Source organism: Paenibacillus sp. FSL P4-0338 (assembly GCF_038002365.1).
Taxonomy (GTDB): Bacteria; Bacillota; Bacilli; order Paenibacillales; family Paenibacillaceae; genus Paenibacillus_AQ.
The window spans coordinates 1,294,404-1,312,254 of record NZ_JBBOCG010000002.1 but is presented as its reverse complement, the minus strand read 5'-3'; the positions used below and the strand labels follow the sequence as shown (position 1 = coordinate 1,312,254).

Annotated in this window: 20 protein-coding genes; 3 read left to right on the top strand and 17 right to left on the bottom strand. The window is 49.8% G+C overall.

All coding sequences use genetic code 11. The features are described from left to right. Nucleotides 1-104: 104 nt before the first annotated feature. The 8 genes from MKZ07_RS29645 to MKZ07_RS29610 form a co-directional block, all read right to left on the bottom strand. Nucleotides 105-584, bottom strand: a complete 480-nt coding sequence (locus tag MKZ07_RS29645) for a ferritin-like domain-containing protein (protein ID WP_036697259.1) — start codon at nt 582-584, stop codon at nt 105-107. A gap of 113 nt (nt 585-697) precedes the next feature. Continuing rightward, complete coding sequence (locus MKZ07_RS29640; RefSeq protein WP_076161983.1) at nt 698-1,690, bottom strand: HD domain-containing protein; 993 nt, start codon at nt 1,688-1,690, stop codon at nt 698-700. A gap of 26 nt (nt 1,691-1,716) precedes the next feature. Continuing rightward, entirely contained in the window at nt 1,717-2,175 is a 459-nt protein-coding gene (locus MKZ07_RS29635; protein ID WP_341029100.1) for a RidA family protein, read from the bottom strand. A 103-nt stretch (nt 2,176-2,278) separates the two neighbouring features. Then, nucleotides 2,279-2,941 carry a Type 1 glutamine amidotransferase-like domain-containing protein gene (locus MKZ07_RS29630; RefSeq protein WP_341029099.1) on the bottom strand — a complete coding sequence of 221 codons (663 nt, stop codon included), beginning with the start codon at nt 2,939-2,941 and terminating at the stop codon, nt 2,279-2,281. Next, complete coding sequence (locus MKZ07_RS29625; RefSeq protein ID WP_341029097.1) at nt 2,938-3,855, bottom strand: DUF2785 domain-containing protein; 918 nt, start codon at nt 3,853-3,855, stop codon at nt 2,938-2,940. Before MKZ07_RS29625 ends, MKZ07_RS29630 begins: the two co-directional genes overlap by 4 nt. Before the next feature lie 93 nt (nt 3,856-3,948). Then, a complete protein-coding gene (locus tag MKZ07_RS29620; protein ID WP_036697268.1) occupies nt 3,949-4,869 on the bottom strand; it encodes a helix-turn-helix transcriptional regulator in 921 nt (306 codons plus the stop codon). Nucleotides 4,870-4,967: 98 nt separating this feature from the next. After that, a complete protein-coding gene (locus MKZ07_RS29615) occupies nt 4,968-5,726 on the bottom strand; it encodes a creatininase family protein (protein ID WP_036697269.1) in 759 nt (252 codons plus the stop codon). Between the two features lie 329 nt (nt 5,727-6,055). Next, entirely contained in the window at nt 6,056-6,958 is a 903-nt protein-coding gene (locus MKZ07_RS29610; protein ID WP_036697271.1) for a LysR family transcriptional regulator, read from the bottom strand. A gap of 139 nt (nt 6,959-7,097) precedes the next feature. Between MKZ07_RS29610 and pyk the strand changes: the two genes are divergently transcribed. Further along, complete coding sequence (gene pyk, locus MKZ07_RS29605) at nt 7,098-8,528, top strand: pyruvate kinase (RefSeq protein ID WP_076161977.1); 1,431 nt, start codon at nt 7,098-7,100, stop codon at nt 8,526-8,528. A 33-nt stretch (nt 8,529-8,561) separates the two neighbouring features. On the opposite strand, the gene MKZ07_RS29600 is transcribed toward pyk, so the two are convergent. From MKZ07_RS29600 to MKZ07_RS29580, 5 genes are all read right to left on the bottom strand, one after another. Further along, nucleotides 8,562-9,365, bottom strand: a complete 804-nt coding sequence (locus MKZ07_RS29600; protein ID WP_076161975.1) for a hypothetical protein — start codon at nt 9,363-9,365, stop codon at nt 8,562-8,564. Nucleotides 9,366-9,737: 372 nt separating this feature from the next. Next, nucleotides 9,738-10,073: a hypothetical protein gene (locus MKZ07_RS29595; protein ID WP_341029094.1), complete on the bottom strand. Its 336-nt coding sequence runs from the start codon at nt 10,071-10,073 to the stop codon at nt 9,738-9,740. A gap of 116 nt (nt 10,074-10,189) precedes the next feature. Then, nucleotides 10,190-10,393 (bottom strand): RidA family protein, encoded by a 204-nt coding sequence (locus MKZ07_RS29590; protein WP_372238104.1) that lies wholly within the window; start codon nt 10,391-10,393, stop codon nt 10,190-10,192. A 159-nt stretch (nt 10,394-10,552) separates the two neighbouring features. Beyond that, on the bottom strand, nt 10,553-10,975 hold the full coding sequence (locus tag MKZ07_RS29585; RefSeq protein ID WP_341029091.1) for a VOC family protein: 423 nt from the start codon (nt 10,973-10,975) through the stop codon (nt 10,553-10,555). A 312-nt stretch (nt 10,976-11,287) separates the two neighbouring features. Next, the gene (locus tag MKZ07_RS29580; protein ID WP_179090535.1) at nt 11,288-11,446 is read right to left on the bottom strand and encodes a hypothetical protein; all 159 of its coding nucleotides are present in this window, start codon (nt 11,444-11,446) and stop codon (nt 11,288-11,290) included. Between the two features lie 295 nt (nt 11,447-11,741). On the opposite strand from MKZ07_RS29580, the gene MKZ07_RS29575 reads away from it, so the two are divergent. Both MKZ07_RS29575 and MKZ07_RS29570 read left to right on the top strand, forming a co-directional pair. After that, on the top strand, nt 11,742-12,074 hold the full coding sequence (locus tag MKZ07_RS29575) for a transposase (RefSeq protein ID WP_036693708.1): 333 nt from the start codon (nt 11,742-11,744) through the stop codon (nt 12,072-12,074). Further along, complete coding sequence (locus MKZ07_RS29570; RefSeq protein WP_084648871.1) at nt 12,071-12,934, top strand: IS3 family transposase; 864 nt, start codon at nt 12,071-12,073, stop codon at nt 12,932-12,934. The genes MKZ07_RS29575 and MKZ07_RS29570 overlap by 4 nt, the downstream gene beginning before the upstream one ends. A 198-nt stretch (nt 12,935-13,132) precedes the next feature. On the opposite strand, the gene MKZ07_RS29565 is transcribed toward MKZ07_RS29570, so the two are convergent. The 4 genes from MKZ07_RS29565 to MKZ07_RS29550 are packed head-to-tail and all read right to left on the bottom strand — an operon-like array spanning nt 13,133 to nt 17,851. Further along, nucleotides 13,133-13,939, bottom strand: a complete 807-nt coding sequence (locus tag MKZ07_RS29565) for a hypothetical protein (RefSeq protein WP_341029090.1) — start codon at nt 13,937-13,939, stop codon at nt 13,133-13,135. Between the two features lie 15 nt (nt 13,940-13,954). Then, complete coding sequence (hemW, locus tag MKZ07_RS29560) at nt 13,955-15,253, bottom strand: radical SAM family heme chaperone HemW (RefSeq protein WP_341029088.1); 1,299 nt, start codon at nt 15,251-15,253, stop codon at nt 13,955-13,957. Between the two features lie 4 nt (nt 15,254-15,257). Next, nucleotides 15,258-16,544 (bottom strand): B12-binding domain-containing radical SAM protein, encoded by a 1,287-nt coding sequence (locus MKZ07_RS29555; protein ID WP_341029086.1) that lies wholly within the window; start codon nt 16,542-16,544, stop codon nt 15,258-15,260. A gap of 23 nt (nt 16,545-16,567) precedes the next feature. After that, the gene (locus MKZ07_RS29550) at nt 16,568-17,851 is read right to left on the bottom strand and encodes a B12-binding domain-containing radical SAM protein (protein WP_341029085.1); all 1,284 of its coding nucleotides are present in this window, start codon (nt 17,849-17,851) and stop codon (nt 16,568-16,570) included.

The following is a 17,851-nucleotide window of genomic DNA, read 5'->3' as shown; positions in this document are numbered from 1 at the left end:
ATGCACACGTAACAGATACTGCCAGTGAAAACTAGACGCGTATTAATCAGCGAAGAGGCCCCTTCGCTCCCTATGAGAGAAGAGGCCTATCCGTGCGTGGGATATCAGAACTGATTCGCAGCTAAGTTTTGCAGCAGGAGATTGTTATATTTAGCCGCATGTTTTTGCTCATCCAGAATAATGCCATACAGAGTATCCTTGTAAATGCCGTACGGAAGACCGAACCATATCTTTCGATATTTCTCAACAGCAGATAATTCACCTTGGAAGGCTTGTTGCAACCCGGCAATATATGAATTAACATTATCCGGAGCTTCGTTGCTAACTCCTGTTACTTCATGTCCTGTTAATTCCCTATACATTTGCCGAAACATTTGATTATGTCCTCTTTCATCATTCCGGATAGAGGTAATCACGTTAACTTGTTCTTGGTTCGGAGCCAGTTTGATGAGTTGATCATAAAAAAGTTCATCATTCCGTTCACCTTGTACCGCATTCCTTATTAGTTCAAGTGCTTCTTGTGTTGTAGTGGCCCAAACGGGGACAAATTGTGATCTATACCAATACGGATAAATCCTATTCATGAGCTTAACCTCCAGAAATGCAAATAATCACATCATCAATTATATGCATAGAAGCCCAGAGTGTGATTATTCGAGAAAGGTTTATCATCACCGTGATGTTGACTCATCCTATATTAAAGCTCCCACCAAACGTAGTACGTGCCTAGCAGCTCTGTAAGCTGGTTGATCGTAGCGAGGCAGTCTTGCGAACATTCGGTGATCAACACACCTTGGATGAGCGGCATTGCGAGATAGAGCTTACTCAGTACTGCCGTTTCCACTGGAAAAGCAGGCTTTTCCCGCGACACACGAATTCGCCATGATTCCATGAGCAACTTCTCATACTCTTCCCGTGTGTCTGGATCACTATAAAGCAACTGCTCGATATGCGTATCCATCATGATTGGCAACTTCGCTGCTTCGAATGCGTCCTTATGTACTAAGCGGCTTACCAGCCTCCTCATGATCGCGTTTACGCCAATGTTAGCCGGGGAAGCTTGCATACGAGCTTCTTCCCATATGAGCTCGGTGACCTGCTTGCCAGCTTCGAGTGTGAACTGGAGATTTTCATTTGTATAGCTCATCGCTTCAAAAAGTTCACCAGTCGAAATAGTCAGATAACCGCCGACAAATGCACTTCTGACCCAGGAGTCCAGGTGATCTGCATGAAGAATTCCGTCCTTGTTCCTCAATAGGCTTCGCTTTGATCCATCTATATAGTCCATAACATCAGTTGTACGAATATTTGCACGGACTAGGATGTCGACAATCTCCTGTGAAAACACGGCCTCCCGCGTCCATTCATGATGATCCACGCCTGGAAGGGATTCTAGTGTATGACTGAAAGGCGCATGCCCGATATCATGCAGTAATGCTGCTGCCCGCAACGTATGATTATCCGGCTCAAAATGCGCTATAAGCGCAAATACACCTAACGTGTGCTGTAAGCGGCTGTAGGTATGGTGGGTATTGATGAAAGAAGCTCCTCCATGCCGAATGTAATGAAGCCGCCGCACCTTCTTGCTTCGGAGCAGCGCTTTTTCTTCATCGGTGAGCTGAATCCGTAACTGCCATAGCGGTTCATATATTTCGTCTAACGCACCATCAAGTCTTAACCGAAAGTCCATTCCAATGGTTCCTCCTGGGTTCTCCTTTATTCTTCAACCTCAAATATTGAATCAATAATGATTGGAAGATTATCTCTAACCGAAACAGCTCCAAACACTGATCGTGCATGGACACCCTTTTCTCCGAAAACATCCAACATAAGATCAGAACAACCATTTAACACTTTATGATGTTCTTCAAAATTAGCGACCGCATTAACAAAGCCCTGAATTTTAACCACTCGTTTCACTTTATCCAGTGTACCTAAAGCAGCTTTTAGTACAGCCATAATTTCAATCCCAACCTGCCGTGCAAACTGATAACCTTCTGCGGTTGTATACTCTTGACCTAACTTTCCTTTAGGCGTTCCAGCAGGTCCCTTACCTGAAACATACAATAACCCGTTTACTTTAACGAAGTTTGCGTACTTAGCTGCTGGTTCGCTTGCATTGGGGAGGACGATTCCTAATGTTGCTATTCTACTATCTACTGTTTGTTCAGTCATTTTTCAATCTCCTCACGCATCATATTTGGAAGAATTATACTACCCAATGAGGTAAGGAGCAACAATTAGTCTAGCAATGCTTCAATCGGATACTTATCCGTGGTCATACGCTTATTCTCTGAATCTTCGAGCGGGATATATAATATACCGGACCCATTATTTCGATTTTTCCGTCTTTTACACGAATCGCACTCTCCTGCTCTGCCGCATATACATCCATCTCCTCCGATAAGGGGAACAGGTAGCCTTGGACGAACGAGGCATAGTCGCGTTGCGAGTGTGATTCATAGGCAAACGGATCAAAGCCCAACCCCTCCTGAATTGTATCTATTTCAACGGTATGAGCGGCGTTATGCGAGGTTACCCATTTGGCAGACATGTTCAACGCACCAGCGCTGGCTCCCAAGATAACGGCATTGCTGTTTTTAATCACATTCGTTAATTCATATTCCGCCAAAAAATCATGTTGCTGAACAGGATCTCCCCCGCATAAAAAAATAACCGACGCGTTCTGGATCCATTGCCGGGCCTCTTCCTTCTGCATGCGGTAATCGATGTAATGAGACTCTTCAAACCTAAGATTTGCCTGATGGAGCCATGTCCATTCTGTTATATCCTCAAAGTTAATCTGCTCATCATCAAAATCAGAGGGTTGAGCGCTAATCATAACAAGCGATTGTCTGTCTTGTAGATCCTCCTGCAGCCACTCAACCAGCCCCTCTGGCAAAACACCATTAAACCAACTGAAATAATAGTGAGTACTCATGCTTCGTTACCTCCATATGTATGATTTGCCTCGTTAAAGCAGTTTAATTTAGCTTCAGCCGTCAGCATGGCGCTGGTGAGTGTAAGATAATTCCCATCATTCCGGTCAATCGTTCTGAAATACAGGCTGCGCACGATATTTTTCCCATTCACTCTGGCGACTCTCTGTGCGCGTGTATCCGGCCATTCCATGCACTGCGACAAGCTATGAATCCAGCCGGCAATCTCCTGTTGCGGAAGCAGCTTTTCGCGGATCATCGTGTTCACAACACTAGCCATGCGTTCGTCTTCCTCCTCGTCAAAAATCCGAACACCGTTATGCAGCATTCCTGTAATCGCCTCTAACACCTCATGCTGCACCGCAATGTCACTTTCCTCATAGCGGATCAGCTCCTCCAGAGCATCTGCCCCGTGAGCTGCGGCATGAGCCCAGCCTTCGGCTGCCAGATAACCGCGCAGGTCCTTCTCCTCCTGATAGTAGCGAAGCAAGGACAGCTTTAGATACTGGAAGTCTTTTGGCGGCAAGAACGGATGAATCCTGTCCCGCTGCATAATAAGAGCGATAGGCAGAACCGCGAATGCCCTGGTTAGTACACTGTGACCGCCCTCACTTCCAATCCGGTAGAACAAATGCTGGTCGTCCAGCAAGACAGTTAATAGATGCCGCATTTCCTCAGCTGTGAGCTTATTATCGCGCTTCAGCCATATGTAAAAGGTAGAGTAAATATGCTCACGAAGCTCAGGCTCCGGGTCACCCATATGCCTCAGCATCAGATCGGTGAAGTCTTGGAAGCTTTCTCCCTCTCGCAGGATATACTGTTCTTCCTCCAATCTGTGCAGCTTGTGTATCAGTTCTGTCCGTGTGTCCTTCGTACCCCATTCATTGACTTCTTCGTCCAAAATGCAGGCTTTCATCTAGTCGGTTCACTCCTAACCTAGTTATAGCGGCGGTATGTATTTCTCCCGGCAATATCCCTACTATAAAATACAATGACTGACACCAGGGGGTCAGTCATTGTAGGATAAAAGCATATTGTGCATATATTGCTGCAGCTCGGCCCGTAATCCCCGAGGCTCCAACAGCTCGCACTCCCTGCCGAAGCTTAGAATGAATTTCAGCAGACCCTCCTCATGAGGAAAAGTATCCGTAACGAGATAGAAGCCATCTTCACGCAGGCTAATCTTCTCTTTCTCAAAATACTCGGTAAGCTGCGCGCCAATTCGCGAAGTGAATCTCAACACAACCTGTATGCCCGCCTGCGAATAATTGTGTTCAATGACCTCGGCAATCTGCGCATCCGGCACATCTCTTTTGGCAAAAGACGGCCCCAGCTCCAATTGTCTGATCCGCACAAGCTTGAATCTGCGATAGTCGTTTCTGACCCGGCAGAAGCCGATCACATACCAATGGCCGTGACGAAAGTCAATCCAGCCCGGCTCGACCGTCCGCTCCAGGTATTCCATATCCCGGTTAATGTAGTCGAACACCAGCAGCCTATTCTCCGTGATGGCTTCGCTTATAATCCCGAGGTACTCTTTAATCTCCTTTTCCATACTGAAATGGGACAAATCCAGAGTCAGTTTATCCTGATTGGATTCCCGCTTATAGGTATGTTCAACCTTCAGCAGAATGTCATTAAAAGCTTCGTTCCGGCCAAACAAGCCGTGTAAATTCTTCATTACAGCTACAAACGTATGAGCTTCGTCCCCATTAAGAAAGAGATTGCTTACATTATAGCTGTCCATAATATAGTATCCTCCACCCTTGCCGCTGGTCGATGCAACCGGTATGCCGGCTTCGCTTATTTTCTCAATATCCCGGTAGATCGTCCGCAAGGATACCTCGAAATGCTCAGCAAGCTCCTTGCCCGTTACCGTACCTTGACCGGAGATGATTAGCAGCATGGAGAGTAATCGATTGACTCGCATGATGGGTGTGTGACGCTAAGGAACGTCTCCTCCTTTGGGTGGGATTTTTTACTATCCATTATTTAAGGCTACTTGGTAAAGGATGTTTACGGTATTCATTAGTTGTACTTCTCCCCGATTTTCCTAACATAGGCTTCTTCGAGATATTCTTTTAATCCATCACATTGATCTTTAATCAGTGTCATCCATAAGATCTTTCCTTTTGCAGCAAGCTCTTCTTCACTGTATTGTCCTTTGATAAAAACTCCCCAGTTACCATCCTCTGTAAGTTTGTCCCAGCCAATATAATCGGAATATCTATTGTTTTCTTCCGGTATTTCAGAGCCCATGGCTTCTAACTTTACTAGCTCAGGACATAACCACATTGCCGTACAAACACCAGTTAACCCACCATGTATTTCATTGCGTCCATCTAATCCAGCGGCCTTCACTGCATTATCCCACGAACCGTTATAACCGGGGTAAATAACAATGATGTCTTGATATTTATAATTCATATGTTTAATAAATGCGTTATACCAATATGCTCCACCATGCCCTGAACATAGGAGATATTTCTTGAAACCTTGTCTTCTCAAGCCCAATATTATATCTTCAAGCATAGCAGTCAAAATATTAGGACTAACAGTCACTGTTCCTTTGAACGCTGCATGTTCTTCCGAGGTATTGAAGGGTAAAACGGGCAAAACGTATGCATTTAGTGCTTTACCATATTCATTGGCGTAAAGCTCAGCAATCAAACTGTCTATATGCATTGGCAAATAAGGCCCAAATTGCTCTGTAGCCCCAACGGATATGACTACAGTGTCAATGCCGCTTAAAGATAATTCTGTTGTGGTATTTGTATAATCTAGCATGGTTAGCTCCTTCATTGTTGATCTAGGTTACTTGATAAGCACGACTAACCTTCGATCCCCTCCTCGATCAGCTTGCCTCGAACTCTCCTAGCCATGCGCTCCACACGGAGTACGACAGCGGAAAACAGCAAAACTCATGCTTTCTCCGTATCAATTCACTATCTATTTCCCATTTCAATTCTTGAAAAGGACCCGGGGATTTCATGGGAGCTTGGCATTCGCGCCGATTCTTGTTTTTATTGTACCTCTCCTACCAAATTCTGCACAATCCTAAACCTCTCAACACTGTATCGACCAATGACAAGGGTGTGATTTGCCCCATCGAAAAGTTAATTCCTTGCCCACCCTTTCGACTGCTCCCGGACCAGTGAGAGAAATGCTGCTGCCGCTGGCGACAATGCCTCCTGTTTCCGGGTACAGACGGCAATCGGATTTAGCAGCGAAGTGCCGTTAACCATCACACGCTCCACTTCCCCGCGCTCCACATTGTCCCTTACTGCCAGGGAGGAGATGAAGATGGCTCCATAGCCCGCGATGACGGCCCGAACCATCTCGTTCACCCCATTAAATTGTAGACCGACCTTGGGAGGACTGACGTTCAAAGCCCGACATAAAGAGAAGAGACGCTCCCGGGTTGAACTTCCTTCTTCACGCAGAATGAAGGGAACCTTCATCATTTCCGCTAAAGTAATTTCCTTTCCTCCGTATGGATGGTTTTTCGGGACGATGAACCAGAGCTCATCCTCCAGAAGCTCCTCCCATTCAATACCCGGTTGCTCCTCCCAGCCGCCTCCGTATACGGCTACCTCGGCATCGTAATGTAGTAGCCCCTCCACCGCTTCCCGGGAATTCGCAGTATTCAAGACCACCTCCACGGAAGGATGCTCCTGCTTGTAGCGTGCCAGCCATTCCGGCAGCAGGAGATTAGCAGGCAGATAGGTGGCGACAATCCGCAGGATACCGCTGAACCCGGCCTTGTATTCACGGACTGCCTCATCCAGCTCACGCTCCAATGCAAACAATCGTTTGGCATGACTGGCCAGCATCTGACCCGCATCGGTCACTAAGATACCACGCCCCTTGGGGGCTAACAGTTGTATGCCTAATTCCTTCTCCAGATTGCGTACCTGGGCCGTAACCGCAGGCTGACTAATCCGCAATTCCTCCGCAGCGCGGGTGACTCCGCCTTTTTCAGAGATGGTGTGAAATATTTTAAGGGCATGAAGATTCATAAGATGACCTGCCTCCTACATCAAAATTAATGAAGAACGAAATTATATATATTTTTCTGATGAATCATTATGCTTTATTGTAAGGATAAGGGAAAATTTTCACAAGGTAAAATAATTTATCGATGAAGGAGAGAATTTCATGAGCAAAACTAAAATCGTCTGTACCATCGGCCCCTCCAGCGAAAGCCCCGAAATGCTCCGTAAGCTGATCCAAGCAGGTATGAATGTCGCCCGCCTGAACTTAGCTCACGGTGAGCTGGAGGAGCACGCAGAGCGCATCCGCCACATCCGGGAAGCAGCCAAGGAGCTAAACCAATATGTGGCCGTCCTGCTTGACATCAAAGGTCCGGAAATTCGTATCGGCAAAATGGCCTCGGACTACGTGGAATTGGTACCAGGGGGAACAGTGGTTCTGACCACAGAGGAAGTGCTCGGCACGAAGAACCGCATCCAAGTCACCTATAAGCAGTTACCCCAAGATGTGAAGCCCGGCAGCAGTATCCTGATTGATGACGGTCTATTGCGTTTGGAAGTCGTAAAGTCCGAAGGCACCGAGATCACCTGCCTCGTCAAGAACGGCGGCAAGCTGAAGCCGCGCAAGGGTGTCAACGTTCCCGGCATCAAAACCAGTCTTCCCGGTGTAACTGAGAAGGACATCCTGCACATCAAGTTCGGCGTTGAGCAGAATATCGACATCATCGCTCAATCGTTTGTCCGCAAAGCTGCAGATATTCTTGAGATTAAACATATTCTGAGTAAACACAAGGCCGACCATATCCAAATCATCGCCAAAATTGAAAATGACGAGGGCCTGGAGAACCTGGATGCCATCCTGAGCGTAGCCGACGGACTAATGGTTGCCCGCGGAGATCTGGGCGTGGACTTGCCGGTGGAGGAGGTGCCGCTGGTTCAAAAAGACATGATCAAGAAGTGTAATCTGGCCGGAAAACCGGTTATCACCGCCACTCACATGCTGGAGTCCATGCAGATGAACCCGCGTCCGACCCGTGCAGAAGCAAGTGACGTCGCCAACGCTATCTTTGATGGCACCGATTCTGTCATGCTGTCTGGTGAATCTGCCGCAGGTAAGTACCCGCTGGAGTCCGTCCAGACTATGGCCCGCATCGCCGCCCGCGCTGAGTCCGTTCTGGGGAGCTATGGCCGCTGTAACTGCATGGGTAATGAAACTGCCATCGACGTAACAGGTGCCATCGGCGAATCTGTTGTCCGCACTGCCCTCACGCTCTCCGCCAAGGCTATTCTCGCCCTAACCGAAAGCGGATTTACTGCCCGGATGATCGCCAAGCACAAGCCCGCTGCACCAGTCATCGCCGTATCCACTAAGGAGAGCGTGCTACATGCCCTTTCTTTGACCTGGGGTGTAATTCCTCTGCTCCGCGACGAGTCTGCTTCCAGCACTGATGCGGCCGTAGAAGCCGCCGTTGAACTGGCAAGGTCTGCCGGATACGTACAAAATGGCGACTTGGTGCTCATTACCGCCGGTGTCCCTGTAGACTGCGCGGGAACCACTAACCTGCTGCGGGTTCACCGAGTTGGGGAAGGGATTTAAATAAAAACGGGGTTCGTATTTTACTCCAGCCTGTTAGAAACGCGGATTGCCCCCGATCAAATCTTTGGTCATTGGATCAAAAAACATTGTAATCGGTCCCAGTAGGCCGTTCATTTCCGTATCAAATTGAACGGATACAACAACATCTAACTTTCTGTCATCCATCCAATAGCCAACGTTTTTTCCAGACTCTAGAATCACTTTGGCTTTCTCTTTCGGCGTGGTTAAGGTGCTTCTTTCCTTTTCAGAGATTTGGGCCCAAGCTAGATTCCGAAATTCATCTTCATTTTTAAGTTTGTCATAATGGAAGACATAATAGTACCATCCACCGCCCAGATTCTTATAGTCATTGACATAGCTGAATTTCGAAGGATCGCCTTTGGCCATCTCTGGTAGGCTGATATAGGTTATGCCTTGCTGATACAAGTTGTCTTCGGCATTACACAAAAAGTCAATACTTTTACTAGGGTCATCATTTAAGGAGGATATCCTTATTACAACACCTTCTTGAAACAATGTTTGAGCGATTTGTTGAATTTCAGGGTCTTGGATGTTCTCGATGGAATAATCTTGTTGAAGTATGACAGGCCGAGTCTGGAACACTTTTTCATTCTCTAACAGATAACCGCCTAGAATATCAAAATCTTCACGACGGTTTTGAAAATATTCAATAACCCCAGTCTCTGGACGCTTCAACACTTCGCTAACGTTCAAGGGAATAATGAAATCACTTGCCGTAACATGCTCCGTGCCCTTGCTTTTCATGCCAGCACATCCGCATACCGTCAATGCAAAACAAGTTAGAACTGAAATGAATTTCATCGGCCAAAGCTTCATATTGCTGACCCCCATTAAGACATACGTTGTGAATTCATGTCACGAAATAGCTTCTCGGTATTATTCTATAAAAACAGTAATAACATTGATGCTCACCTTAGGTATGACGGTTGCAGGGGGCGGGCTTTCTGTTTATGCAGGCAACGGGACTTCCGGGCAGGCTTCTGCCAGCGGCCTCACTGGCTCCAGTTCTGTGTTGGCGAATAGAGTTGCAAGCAGCGCGGCTGGCTCAGCTGTGACGTCAGAGACACAAGATGAAGTGACCCTCAGTATATCCAATGTTGTTTTTGACGGGGACAATCTTGTCATGAAGACTGTGAGAAGCTTGTGCCTGGAGGTCACGCCAGTGCTTAATTCATACGACTTGTAGCATTAGGTATGTTGTAGCGGCAGCTTATACATTGATCCTGAAGTTTTTCTTAAAATTATTTCAATGATTTCTTCAGTTTCTCTATGGTCAGTTTCTATATGTTCTTGAAATCTACTCTCATTAAATGTAGCTACACCTGCTTTTGTATGCTGTTGGTACCAAGCATCATAAGTGTTCCCGCGTTTTTCAATACGTTTTTCAATTGTGTTTTCGGATGCCAAGAGACAAAAATGAAAAACTTCTCGATCCATACTTTTAAAACCGTTGTAAATATACTCGAAATTTACAGCTTTATATATTGTCATAGGAACAATAAGATGTTTCTTGTACTTCTTCAATAATTCTTGAGCTGTCTTTACAGCAAGTATTCTCCATAATTCTATATCCTGAAAATCATCAGTTAGTTCTAATTATTCACTAATTATTTACGTATTCTTCATGTATACTACGCAACCTAACCGAAACAGCTTCCAAAGACTGAACGGGCATGGATACCTTTTTCTCCGAAAACATCCAGCATCAGATCAGAACACCCATTTAGCACTTTATGATGCTCTTCAAAACTGGCTACCGCATTAACAAAGCCCTGAATTTTAACCACCCGTTTCACCTTATCCAGTGTATCTAAAGCTGTTTGTATTACAGCCAAAATCTCAATCCCCGTTTGCCGTGCAAACTGTTTGTTCAGTCATTTTTAATCTCCTCACTCATCAGATTTGGAAGAAATACAGTAAGGAATCAAGTTTCATTTTGAAGCCGAGTCGATATTAAACAGGACTGCAATTTCTATAATCATTCGTTTTAAATTCATGAGATATCACCTAACACGTTTAGCAATCGGATGATTCTGATTCAACTCCAGCAGGTCCCATAAATTCCCGTATAAATCTTTAAAGACAGCTACTTTTCCGTACGATTGATCTTGGGGCTCTCTAACAAATTCAATGTCCTTAGAGACCATATCCTTATAATCTCTCCAAAAGTCATCCGTGTTCAGGAACAGAAATACCCGCCCACCCGTTTGATTACCGACAAATTGCTCTTGTTCAGGTTTGGACGCCTTGGCAAGCAAGATCGTAGTCCCAACTGAGCCAGGAGGCGAAATCACCACCCACCGTTTATCCTGCTCCGGCTGATATGTATCTTCTACTACTGTGAAATTCAACTTTTTTGTATAAAATTCAATGGCCTCATCATAATCGTTTACGACCAGAGCAATATGTACAATGGACTGAATCATTTGTCATTTCTCCTCACCCATATCATTTAGTGTTTACAGCTCAATTACTTTCAATCGTTTAGATTGCAGCCGCTAACTTGGCAATAACATTAAAATAGACATGATCCGAAAACAATGAACTGCTTTAATGATTTCATGACATCCTATCCTCTACGGTTTTTAACCTATCTTATCACAGAGAGCATCGAGAATCAGGATCTACCACTGCTTAGTCCAAACGGGCTCCATGTTGGAGCAACCCCCTTTTGAAGTGAAAATCCTATATGAAAGCATACAAAAAGAGGGGCTGTTACAGCCCCACGCAGGAGACAATCATTCATCTTTAGCTTTAGGTTTTACCGTCATGGAGAAGACAACCCCAAAGATAATCCCGAAAGTAATGCCTAGTGGAATACTATGGAGAGCTGCACCAAATACCACACCAAAACACAAGCCTAAAGATGCACCGGTTACAAGAGATTTATTGTTCATAATCCACGCCTCCTTTCCCAATACAACGAATTTAAACAGTATCGGCTGGAGTATCCAACACATTGCAAATAAGCCGGACCGCATACTTAAGTATGCAGGCCGGCTATCTCTGTTACCTCTACTTGGCTATGCCCTCAGCATAGTGCTTTCTCCCACTCTCCCCAGCGGACTGCAGGGCCCTTATTCTGCGAGAAATCCAACTGTATCAGCTGTCGCGGACTCCATGGGTTTAGAATAGATAGTAGACGTCTCTTAACGGACGGAGGGATAATAAGGATCACGGAGGTGTGTTGCCATGGGTGACCAACGAAAACGGTACAATGAAGAGTTTAAAAAGCAGACGGTTAAGTTTCTACAAGAACAGACGAAGAGTTTCGGGGAGTTAGCGGAAGAGCTGGACATCCCCAAGAGCACGCTTCATCAATGGATGGGACAATACCGGGAGCTCAAGAATGAACCTGTAGCCAGTGTGGATCGGGTGAGGGAGCTCGAAGCCGAGTTGAAGGAAGCGAGCCGTCAGCTCCAGGAGCGCCAAGATCAACTCGTCGACCGGGAGGAAGAACTGGCCATCCTAAAAAAAGCAGTGCACATCTTCAGCAAACCAAGGAACGCCGATTCCAGTTCATGAAGGAACATCGCTCCGCGTTTCGCTTGGAGAAGATGTGCATCACCTTGCAGGTATCCAGGAGCGGATATTACAAGTGGCTCGGAGCCAAAACCAGTGCACAGGCTCTCCGTAAAGCGGCCGTGCAGGAGCGAATCCGCTACCATTTTAATGACCATAAGGGGCGGTATGGAAGTCCGAAAATCACTCGACTGCTGCACCAGGAAGGCTATACCCTCACCGAACGTACGGTGAGTGTGTACATGCGGCAAATGAAGCTCCGCTCGGTGGTCTCTAAGCCGTACCGTGTACAGACCACGGATTCCAAGCACAACAACCCTATTGCCCCGAACACACTGAATCAAGAGTTTACCGTCGACAAGCCCAATACCGCCTGGGTGACCGATATTACGTACATCCCCTGCCGTGGAGGCCGCTTGTACCTGGCCAGCGTCATGGATCTGTGCACGCGCGAAATTGTAGGGTGGCGGTTATCGGACCACATGGAAACCAGCTTGGTCTTAGACGCCTTGCAGGCTGCCTATCAAGCCAAGCGACCCGGCCCGGGACTGCTCCACCACTCGGATCGGGGATCGCAGTATACCTCCAAGGAATATACCGAGCAGTTGAGGACGTACCAGATGGAATCAAGTATGAGCCGCAAAGGAAACTGTTACGATAACGCTTGTATTGAATCCTGGCACAGTATCTTGAAGAAGGAGCTCATTTACTGTAACCCGCGTTTTAAAACTCCAGGGCAGGCGTACCAGGACATCTACCAATACATTGAGTTTTACTACAACCGCAAGCGAATGCATGGCACGCTGGGGTATCTTTCCCCCGCCCGATTCGCTAAGCAGTTTACGACGGCATCCGTTGCGTGAGTATCTACTTTCTTGACAGAGGTCCACCAGGGCCCTTATTTGCAGGTTATTCGCCTGAGAGGGTTCGCAGAGAGGCAATAAGCGCACTCCAGTCCGCAGACCGGCAAAAAGGTACCTTTTCTTGAAAATAACGGCCTTCAGGTCCGTTAAGGAGCAGATTGGGCACTCGAAGGTCCTCAATCGCCCTCCCATCCCCCATCAAGCATTCATCAACACCTGAATGCGCTCCACATCCTGGCTGAATTTTTTGGCCAGGCGGGCTTTGCCGAGGTTGGACTTCACGATCTTCTGCATGCGCTTGTCATCCGTCACTGCGAACTTGGCAAGCATGCGGAAGCCTTGCTCGGGCGCACGTTCCACGAATACACTAAGTGCGTATTCCAGACCTTTGGAGAGGACGCGGAATTCCTCCGCACCGTAGAGGGTCTGTCCGGCGGCAATGGCGTCCAGGATCTCCTCGGACAGCTCCAGTGCATATAGGACATTGGCCTGCTCCTTCAGCATCGGCGGGTGAGCCAGCGCGGCGACGAAGGCCCGCTGCTCCAGCGCGTTAGCTGTGCTTTTCATGCCGTCGAACAGTGCGCGGAGCACGCCGAAGTCCTGCTCCCCGATGCGCTGCAGCGCCATCGCTGCCGCCTCGCGCATCCGCCAGCGGGCGTCATTCATCGCCGCCCGGCAACGCTCCAGAATGATCTCCCGACGGGCAGGCTCCGCATAGCGGTAATAGCTGCCCATCGCCTGGAGCGCGCAGAACGGCAGGAACTCGCGGGCATCGTCGGTCGGCGCTTCCGCCTCCGTCTTGACGCTCCATGCCACCACCAGCTCCCACGCTTCATCCGTCACCCAGTCGGACGCGAAGGCGTCCGCGAAGGCGGAAGCCGCCCCCAGATTGGCCCGCGGCCCCGGCAGGTTCGACTCGCCCATCAGGCGCTGCTCCAGCTCCGCATACTTCCCGGCCTCCTGAAGATCGCCGTAGAAGACGTTTTTGCTCATTTTACTGTTCATTCCAGTACCCCTCCATTATTTTGGAAAAGCCATCTTGATCTGCTCCTCACAGAACTCCTTACATACATTGTTGCCCCAGAACAGCCCGTGGAAACGCGTCAGCGCAATCGTGTCCTCGCGGATCTCCACCAGCCCTTCCTTCACGAACTTATCGAACAGCTCCGGGAAATGCTCCTCCGGGAAAACGCCGAATTTGCGGCGGAACTGCTGGCGGTCAACCGCTGTACGGCGCAGGCCCATCGCCAGGAACTGGTTGGGCAGATCCTCTGCCTTTACTTCGTAGCCTAAAGCAATGGGGAGGTCGCCGGATGTAACTTTTTTCACATATTCAGGGAGTAATTTCACATTCTGGTAGGCATAGCCGCCCACATCGCCGAACGCCCCCAGCCCCACCGAGAGCAGGTCCAGGTAATCGTCGAAATGCTTGCGGCTATACACATGATGGCCTCCCGGCCGTACGAAATCATACGTCGATTCCACCGAATAGCCCTGCGACTCCAGATAACGGCAAGCCTCCACATACATCTGCTGTTCCAGCTCAAGACCGCCGCAGGCCGGAAGCTCGCCGCTGGCAATGCGCTTAGCCAGACCGAAGCCGGGGATGATCTTCAGCGGAAATAGTGTGACATGGCCAATGTCCAGCTCTACTACCTTCGCCAGATCCTCCAGCCATTCCTCCATCGTCTGGCCCGGCAGATTGTACATCAGGTCCAGGCTGACATTGGTGATCCCGGCTGCTCTGGAATCCTGAATACTGCGCAGGGAATCCTCACCGGTCTGAAGCAGCCCAAGGCGTCTGCCCAGCTCATCGTTGAAGGTCTGCACCCCGAGACTGATCCGGTTCACCCCAAGCGCCTGAAGCAGCTTCAGCTTGGCAGCGGTGAACGAGGCGGGATTACCTTCGAACGTGATTTCTTCAACGCTGTGCAGGGGAAGCGTGGCCTGGAGCTGCTCGAATAGAGCGGTGATCTCTTCCTCGTCCAGTACGCTGGGCGTCCCGCCGCCGATGTAGAGCGCCTCCACCGAGCAATTGCGGATCTGCGGCGTCTCCCCGTACATCTCCAGCTCGCGGAACAGCGCAGTCAGATATTCCTGGCGGGCTCCCTGCTCGTTGAACGCCTTGGGGTACGGGCAGAACGGGCAGATGGAATCGCAGAACGGAATATGTACATAGGCCAGCTTGGAGCTTGCCGCAGCTTGATTCAGGTTCATAAGGGACGGCAGGCGCTTACTGTCCTCCGGGGACACCGGAGTGTTCCCCATGGGATAATGCCCTATCCCGATCTCCCGGAACGGGTACCCAGGCTTGTTCATTCTATCAAGTCCTTCCTCCAATTGAATTCATAAGCATATCCTTATAGATATGGCGTGATGCGGACAGAGCATCGGTGAGCAGGTCAGCACTATAATCCTTGGACTGATAGTAGGCCGGAAACAGCAAGTTATCCCCAGCCCGGATCACCTGCTCCTGTAGAGCGATATGGTAGAGTGCCGTGTGAGGGTAGACACGGATGCCTTGGCTGGCCAGAATATACACAGGGTTCATCTGATTGACTACCTGTACTGTCTCCTGCACCGTATCCGCATTCTCTCCCGGCCCGCCGAACAGCAACGATACCGAATAAGGAAGCTGATACTGCTCCAGCAGGCGTCCCAGCTCAACCAGCTGCTCCGGGGTGAACTGCTTGCCCATCCGCCGGAGCATCTGCCGCGAACCCGAGTCGGCACCGATATCCACGAAGCGGCAGCCGTTCTCCTTCAGCGAGCGGATCAAGTCCCCGGTAATATGGGCCGGGGTCAGGGCGCAGCTCCATTCCAGCGCGGGGCTTGTGCGGCCGATCAGCCGGCAGAACTCCACCGTCTCCTCCACCTCATGATTGAACACCCCGTCTACAAAAGTGATATTATGCACCTGATAGCCGTTCTCCAGAATCTTCATATCCTCGCTGAACTGCTCCGCAGGAATCCGGCAGGCACCGGGATTCATGTAGCCCTCCGAGCAATAGATGCAGTGCCGGCTGCAGCCTCTGGAGGCCTGATAGCCCATCGAGGCTTTTTTGATGCGGGGATTGGGGATAAAATACTGCGGAGCGAACAGCGACTTCGGGGGAATACGGCTGTACACCGGATGATAGGCAGGATCTGCATGACGTACCGTACCTGTCTCCGGGGCCTGCCCCTGTTCCATCTCACAGGCCAGCCGCACTGCTTCCGCTTCGCCTCCGCTCCCCTTGATTCCGTAGTCCGCCCCCAGCTCCTTCACCAGCTCGCCTGGCATCACCAGCATCGCAGCCCCGCCAAGCAGTACCTTGGCTGAACTGCAAGTACGGCATACCTGCATGACTTCCTGTATAAAAGCAAGATAGCTCTCCGGCTGCTGAATCACCTGGTTATCGATGTTGCGCACCGAGAGGCAGATCAGATCCGCTCCGGTGACCCGCAGCTCCTCGCGAAGCGCCTCCAGCGGTTCAGCTACGAAGGCCAGATCCAGAAAACGGGTGCTAAATCCGGCAGCTGTGAGGGCCGAGTAGACCATCCCCGCGCCGACAGGAAGAACCGGCATCGGCCGGAGCAGGGTATTCGTAGACACTACCAGTATTCTCATGATTCACTCCACCCTGTCTTCCTTCAAATGAACATCCAGTCCGGGTTACGCTCCCGGTACGGGGCGCAGATGCGGTTCGCCTGCTCCAGACTCAGCTGCGGGGACATGAAGAACTTCGGATGCAGCAGATCATCCGGCTCCGGCGAACCCACATAGCTATACATATCGGTGGACGGCAGAATACGGATGCCGAACAAGCCGAAGATGCGCTGCACCGCAAGCTCCTCCATCAGATCCAGCGTCTCGTGCAGGGTCTCCGGCGTCTCCTCCGGCCCTCCGATCAGCAGACAGAAGCTGAAGTCCAGCTCCTGATCACGGCAGAGCTGGACCACCGTCCGGATCTCGGCCTGCCGGAAGTTTTTCTTGAACGACCTGAGACAGACATCGCTGCCTGAATCAATCCCGAACTCCACCTCCGTACACCCAGCCCCTTTAAGCAGCCCGGCGAATTCTGCCGTGAAGAACCGCGGATTCAGGAAGCAGCCCCAGGACAACGGCAACGTCCGCCCGATCAGCTCCCGGCAGATCTCTTCGGCATGCTCCAGCGGATAGTTGAACACACTGTCCACGAAATCAAAAGCACCGATGTCATACTGCACAACCATCTGCTCAATCTCATCGGCAACCCCCTTCGGCGACCGCAGGCGGACGGCCCGGCCCTCCAGTGACGGGTAAGCACAATAGGTGCAGCTTAGCGCACAGCCCCTTTTGGTCAATACATTATGGCGGACCTTCCGCTCTACATCATAGCTGTGCAGAAATCCGCTGCGGCTCGGGAAATACTCCTGATCCAGCTGCTCCGGTGCATATGGCGACCAGTAATTCCATTCCCCGGCCCTTGTTCTGAACATCAGCCCGCTCACTGCGGACGGCACCTGCCCCGCTTCCAGCTGGCCCAGCAGCTCCACGATACTGTCACAGCCGTCTCCGACAATGCCGTAATCGGCTCCTGTCTCCTGCAGCCACTGCCGGGGCAGAAGCGAGAAGCCCGCCCCTCCCAGAATAATGCGGGCGGTACAGTTCCATCCCCGGACCCAATCGACCAACGCACAGACCTGGTCCACGAAGCTCCGGGGGTACTGCATGCAGCAGTTATCGAGGTTGCGGATGGATAGACCGACATAATCCGGCATATAGGCATTGAGGTAATCCGTAACGGTCTCCCGGTTATACTCCAGCTGGGTCATGTCCAGCATGCCTGCTTCCCAGCCGGAAGCGACAAGACTGGCATGAATATAGCTAAGACCCAGCGGGAATACAGGCGGCCGCTTCTCCGTATTCGCCGAGATCAGCAGCACTCTGCCCAT

Excerpts from the sequence above, each read along its gene's own strand:
- MKZ07_RS29600 (WP_076161975.1), bottom strand. The coding sequence starts at position 9,365 with ATGAAGCTTTGGCCGATGAAATTCATTTCAGTTCTAACTTGTTTTGCA.
- MKZ07_RS29585 (WP_341029091.1), bottom strand. The coding sequence starts at position 10,975 with ATGATTCAGTCCATTGTACATATTGCTCTGGTCGTAAACGATTATGAT.
- MKZ07_RS29565 (WP_341029090.1), bottom strand. The coding sequence starts at position 13,939 with ATGAACAGTAAAATGAGCAAAAACGTCTTCTACGGCGATCTTCAGGAG.
- MKZ07_RS29555 (WP_341029086.1), bottom strand. The coding sequence starts at position 16,544 with ATGAGAATACTGGTAGTGTCTACGAATACCCTGCTCCGGCCGATGCCG.
- MKZ07_RS29570 (WP_084648871.1), top strand. The coding sequence starts at position 12,071 with ATGAAGGAACATCGCTCCGCGTTTCGCTTGGAGAAGATGTGCATCACC.
- MKZ07_RS29580 (WP_179090535.1), bottom strand. The coding sequence starts at position 11,446 with ATGAACAATAAATCTCTTGTAACCGGTGCATCTTTAGGCTTGTGTTTT.
- MKZ07_RS29610 (WP_036697271.1), bottom strand. The coding sequence starts at position 6,958 with ATGAATCTTCATGCCCTTAAAATATTTCACACCATCTCTGAAAAAGGC.
- MKZ07_RS29630 (WP_341029099.1), bottom strand. The coding sequence starts at position 2,941 with ATGAGTACTCACTATTATTTCAGTTGGTTTAATGGTGTTTTGCCAGAG.
- MKZ07_RS29625 (WP_341029097.1), bottom strand. The coding sequence starts at position 3,855 with ATGAAAGCCTGCATTTTGGACGAAGAAGTCAATGAATGGGGTACGAAG.
- MKZ07_RS29615 (WP_036697269.1), bottom strand. The coding sequence starts at position 5,726 with ATGCTAGATTATACAAATACCACAACAGAATTATCTTTAAGCGGCATT.
- MKZ07_RS29635 (WP_341029100.1), bottom strand. The coding sequence starts at position 2,175 with ATGACTGAACAAACAGTAGATAGTAGAATAGCAACATTAGGAATCGTC.
- pyk (WP_076161977.1), top strand. The coding sequence starts at position 7,098 with ATGAGCAAAACTAAAATCGTCTGTACCATCGGCCCCTCCAGCGAAAGC.
- MKZ07_RS29620 (WP_036697268.1), bottom strand. The coding sequence starts at position 4,869 with ATGCGAGTCAATCGATTACTCTCCATGCTGCTAATCATCTCCGGTCAA.
- MKZ07_RS29640 (WP_076161983.1), bottom strand. The coding sequence starts at position 1,690 with ATGGACTTTCGGTTAAGACTTGATGGTGCGTTAGACGAAATATATGAA.
- MKZ07_RS29645 (WP_036697259.1), bottom strand. The coding sequence starts at position 584 with ATGAATAGGATTTATCCGTATTGGTATAGATCACAATTTGTCCCCGTT.
- hemW (WP_341029088.1), bottom strand. The coding sequence starts at position 15,253 with ATGAACAAGCCTGGGTACCCGTTCCGGGAGATCGGGATAGGGCATTAT.
- MKZ07_RS29575 (WP_036693708.1), top strand. The coding sequence starts at position 11,742 with ATGGGTGACCAACGAAAACGGTACAATGAAGAGTTTAAAAAGCAGACG.
- MKZ07_RS29550 (WP_341029085.1), bottom strand. The coding sequence starts at position 17,851 with ATGGGCAGAGTGCTGCTGATCTCGGCGAATACGGAGAAGCGGCCGCCT.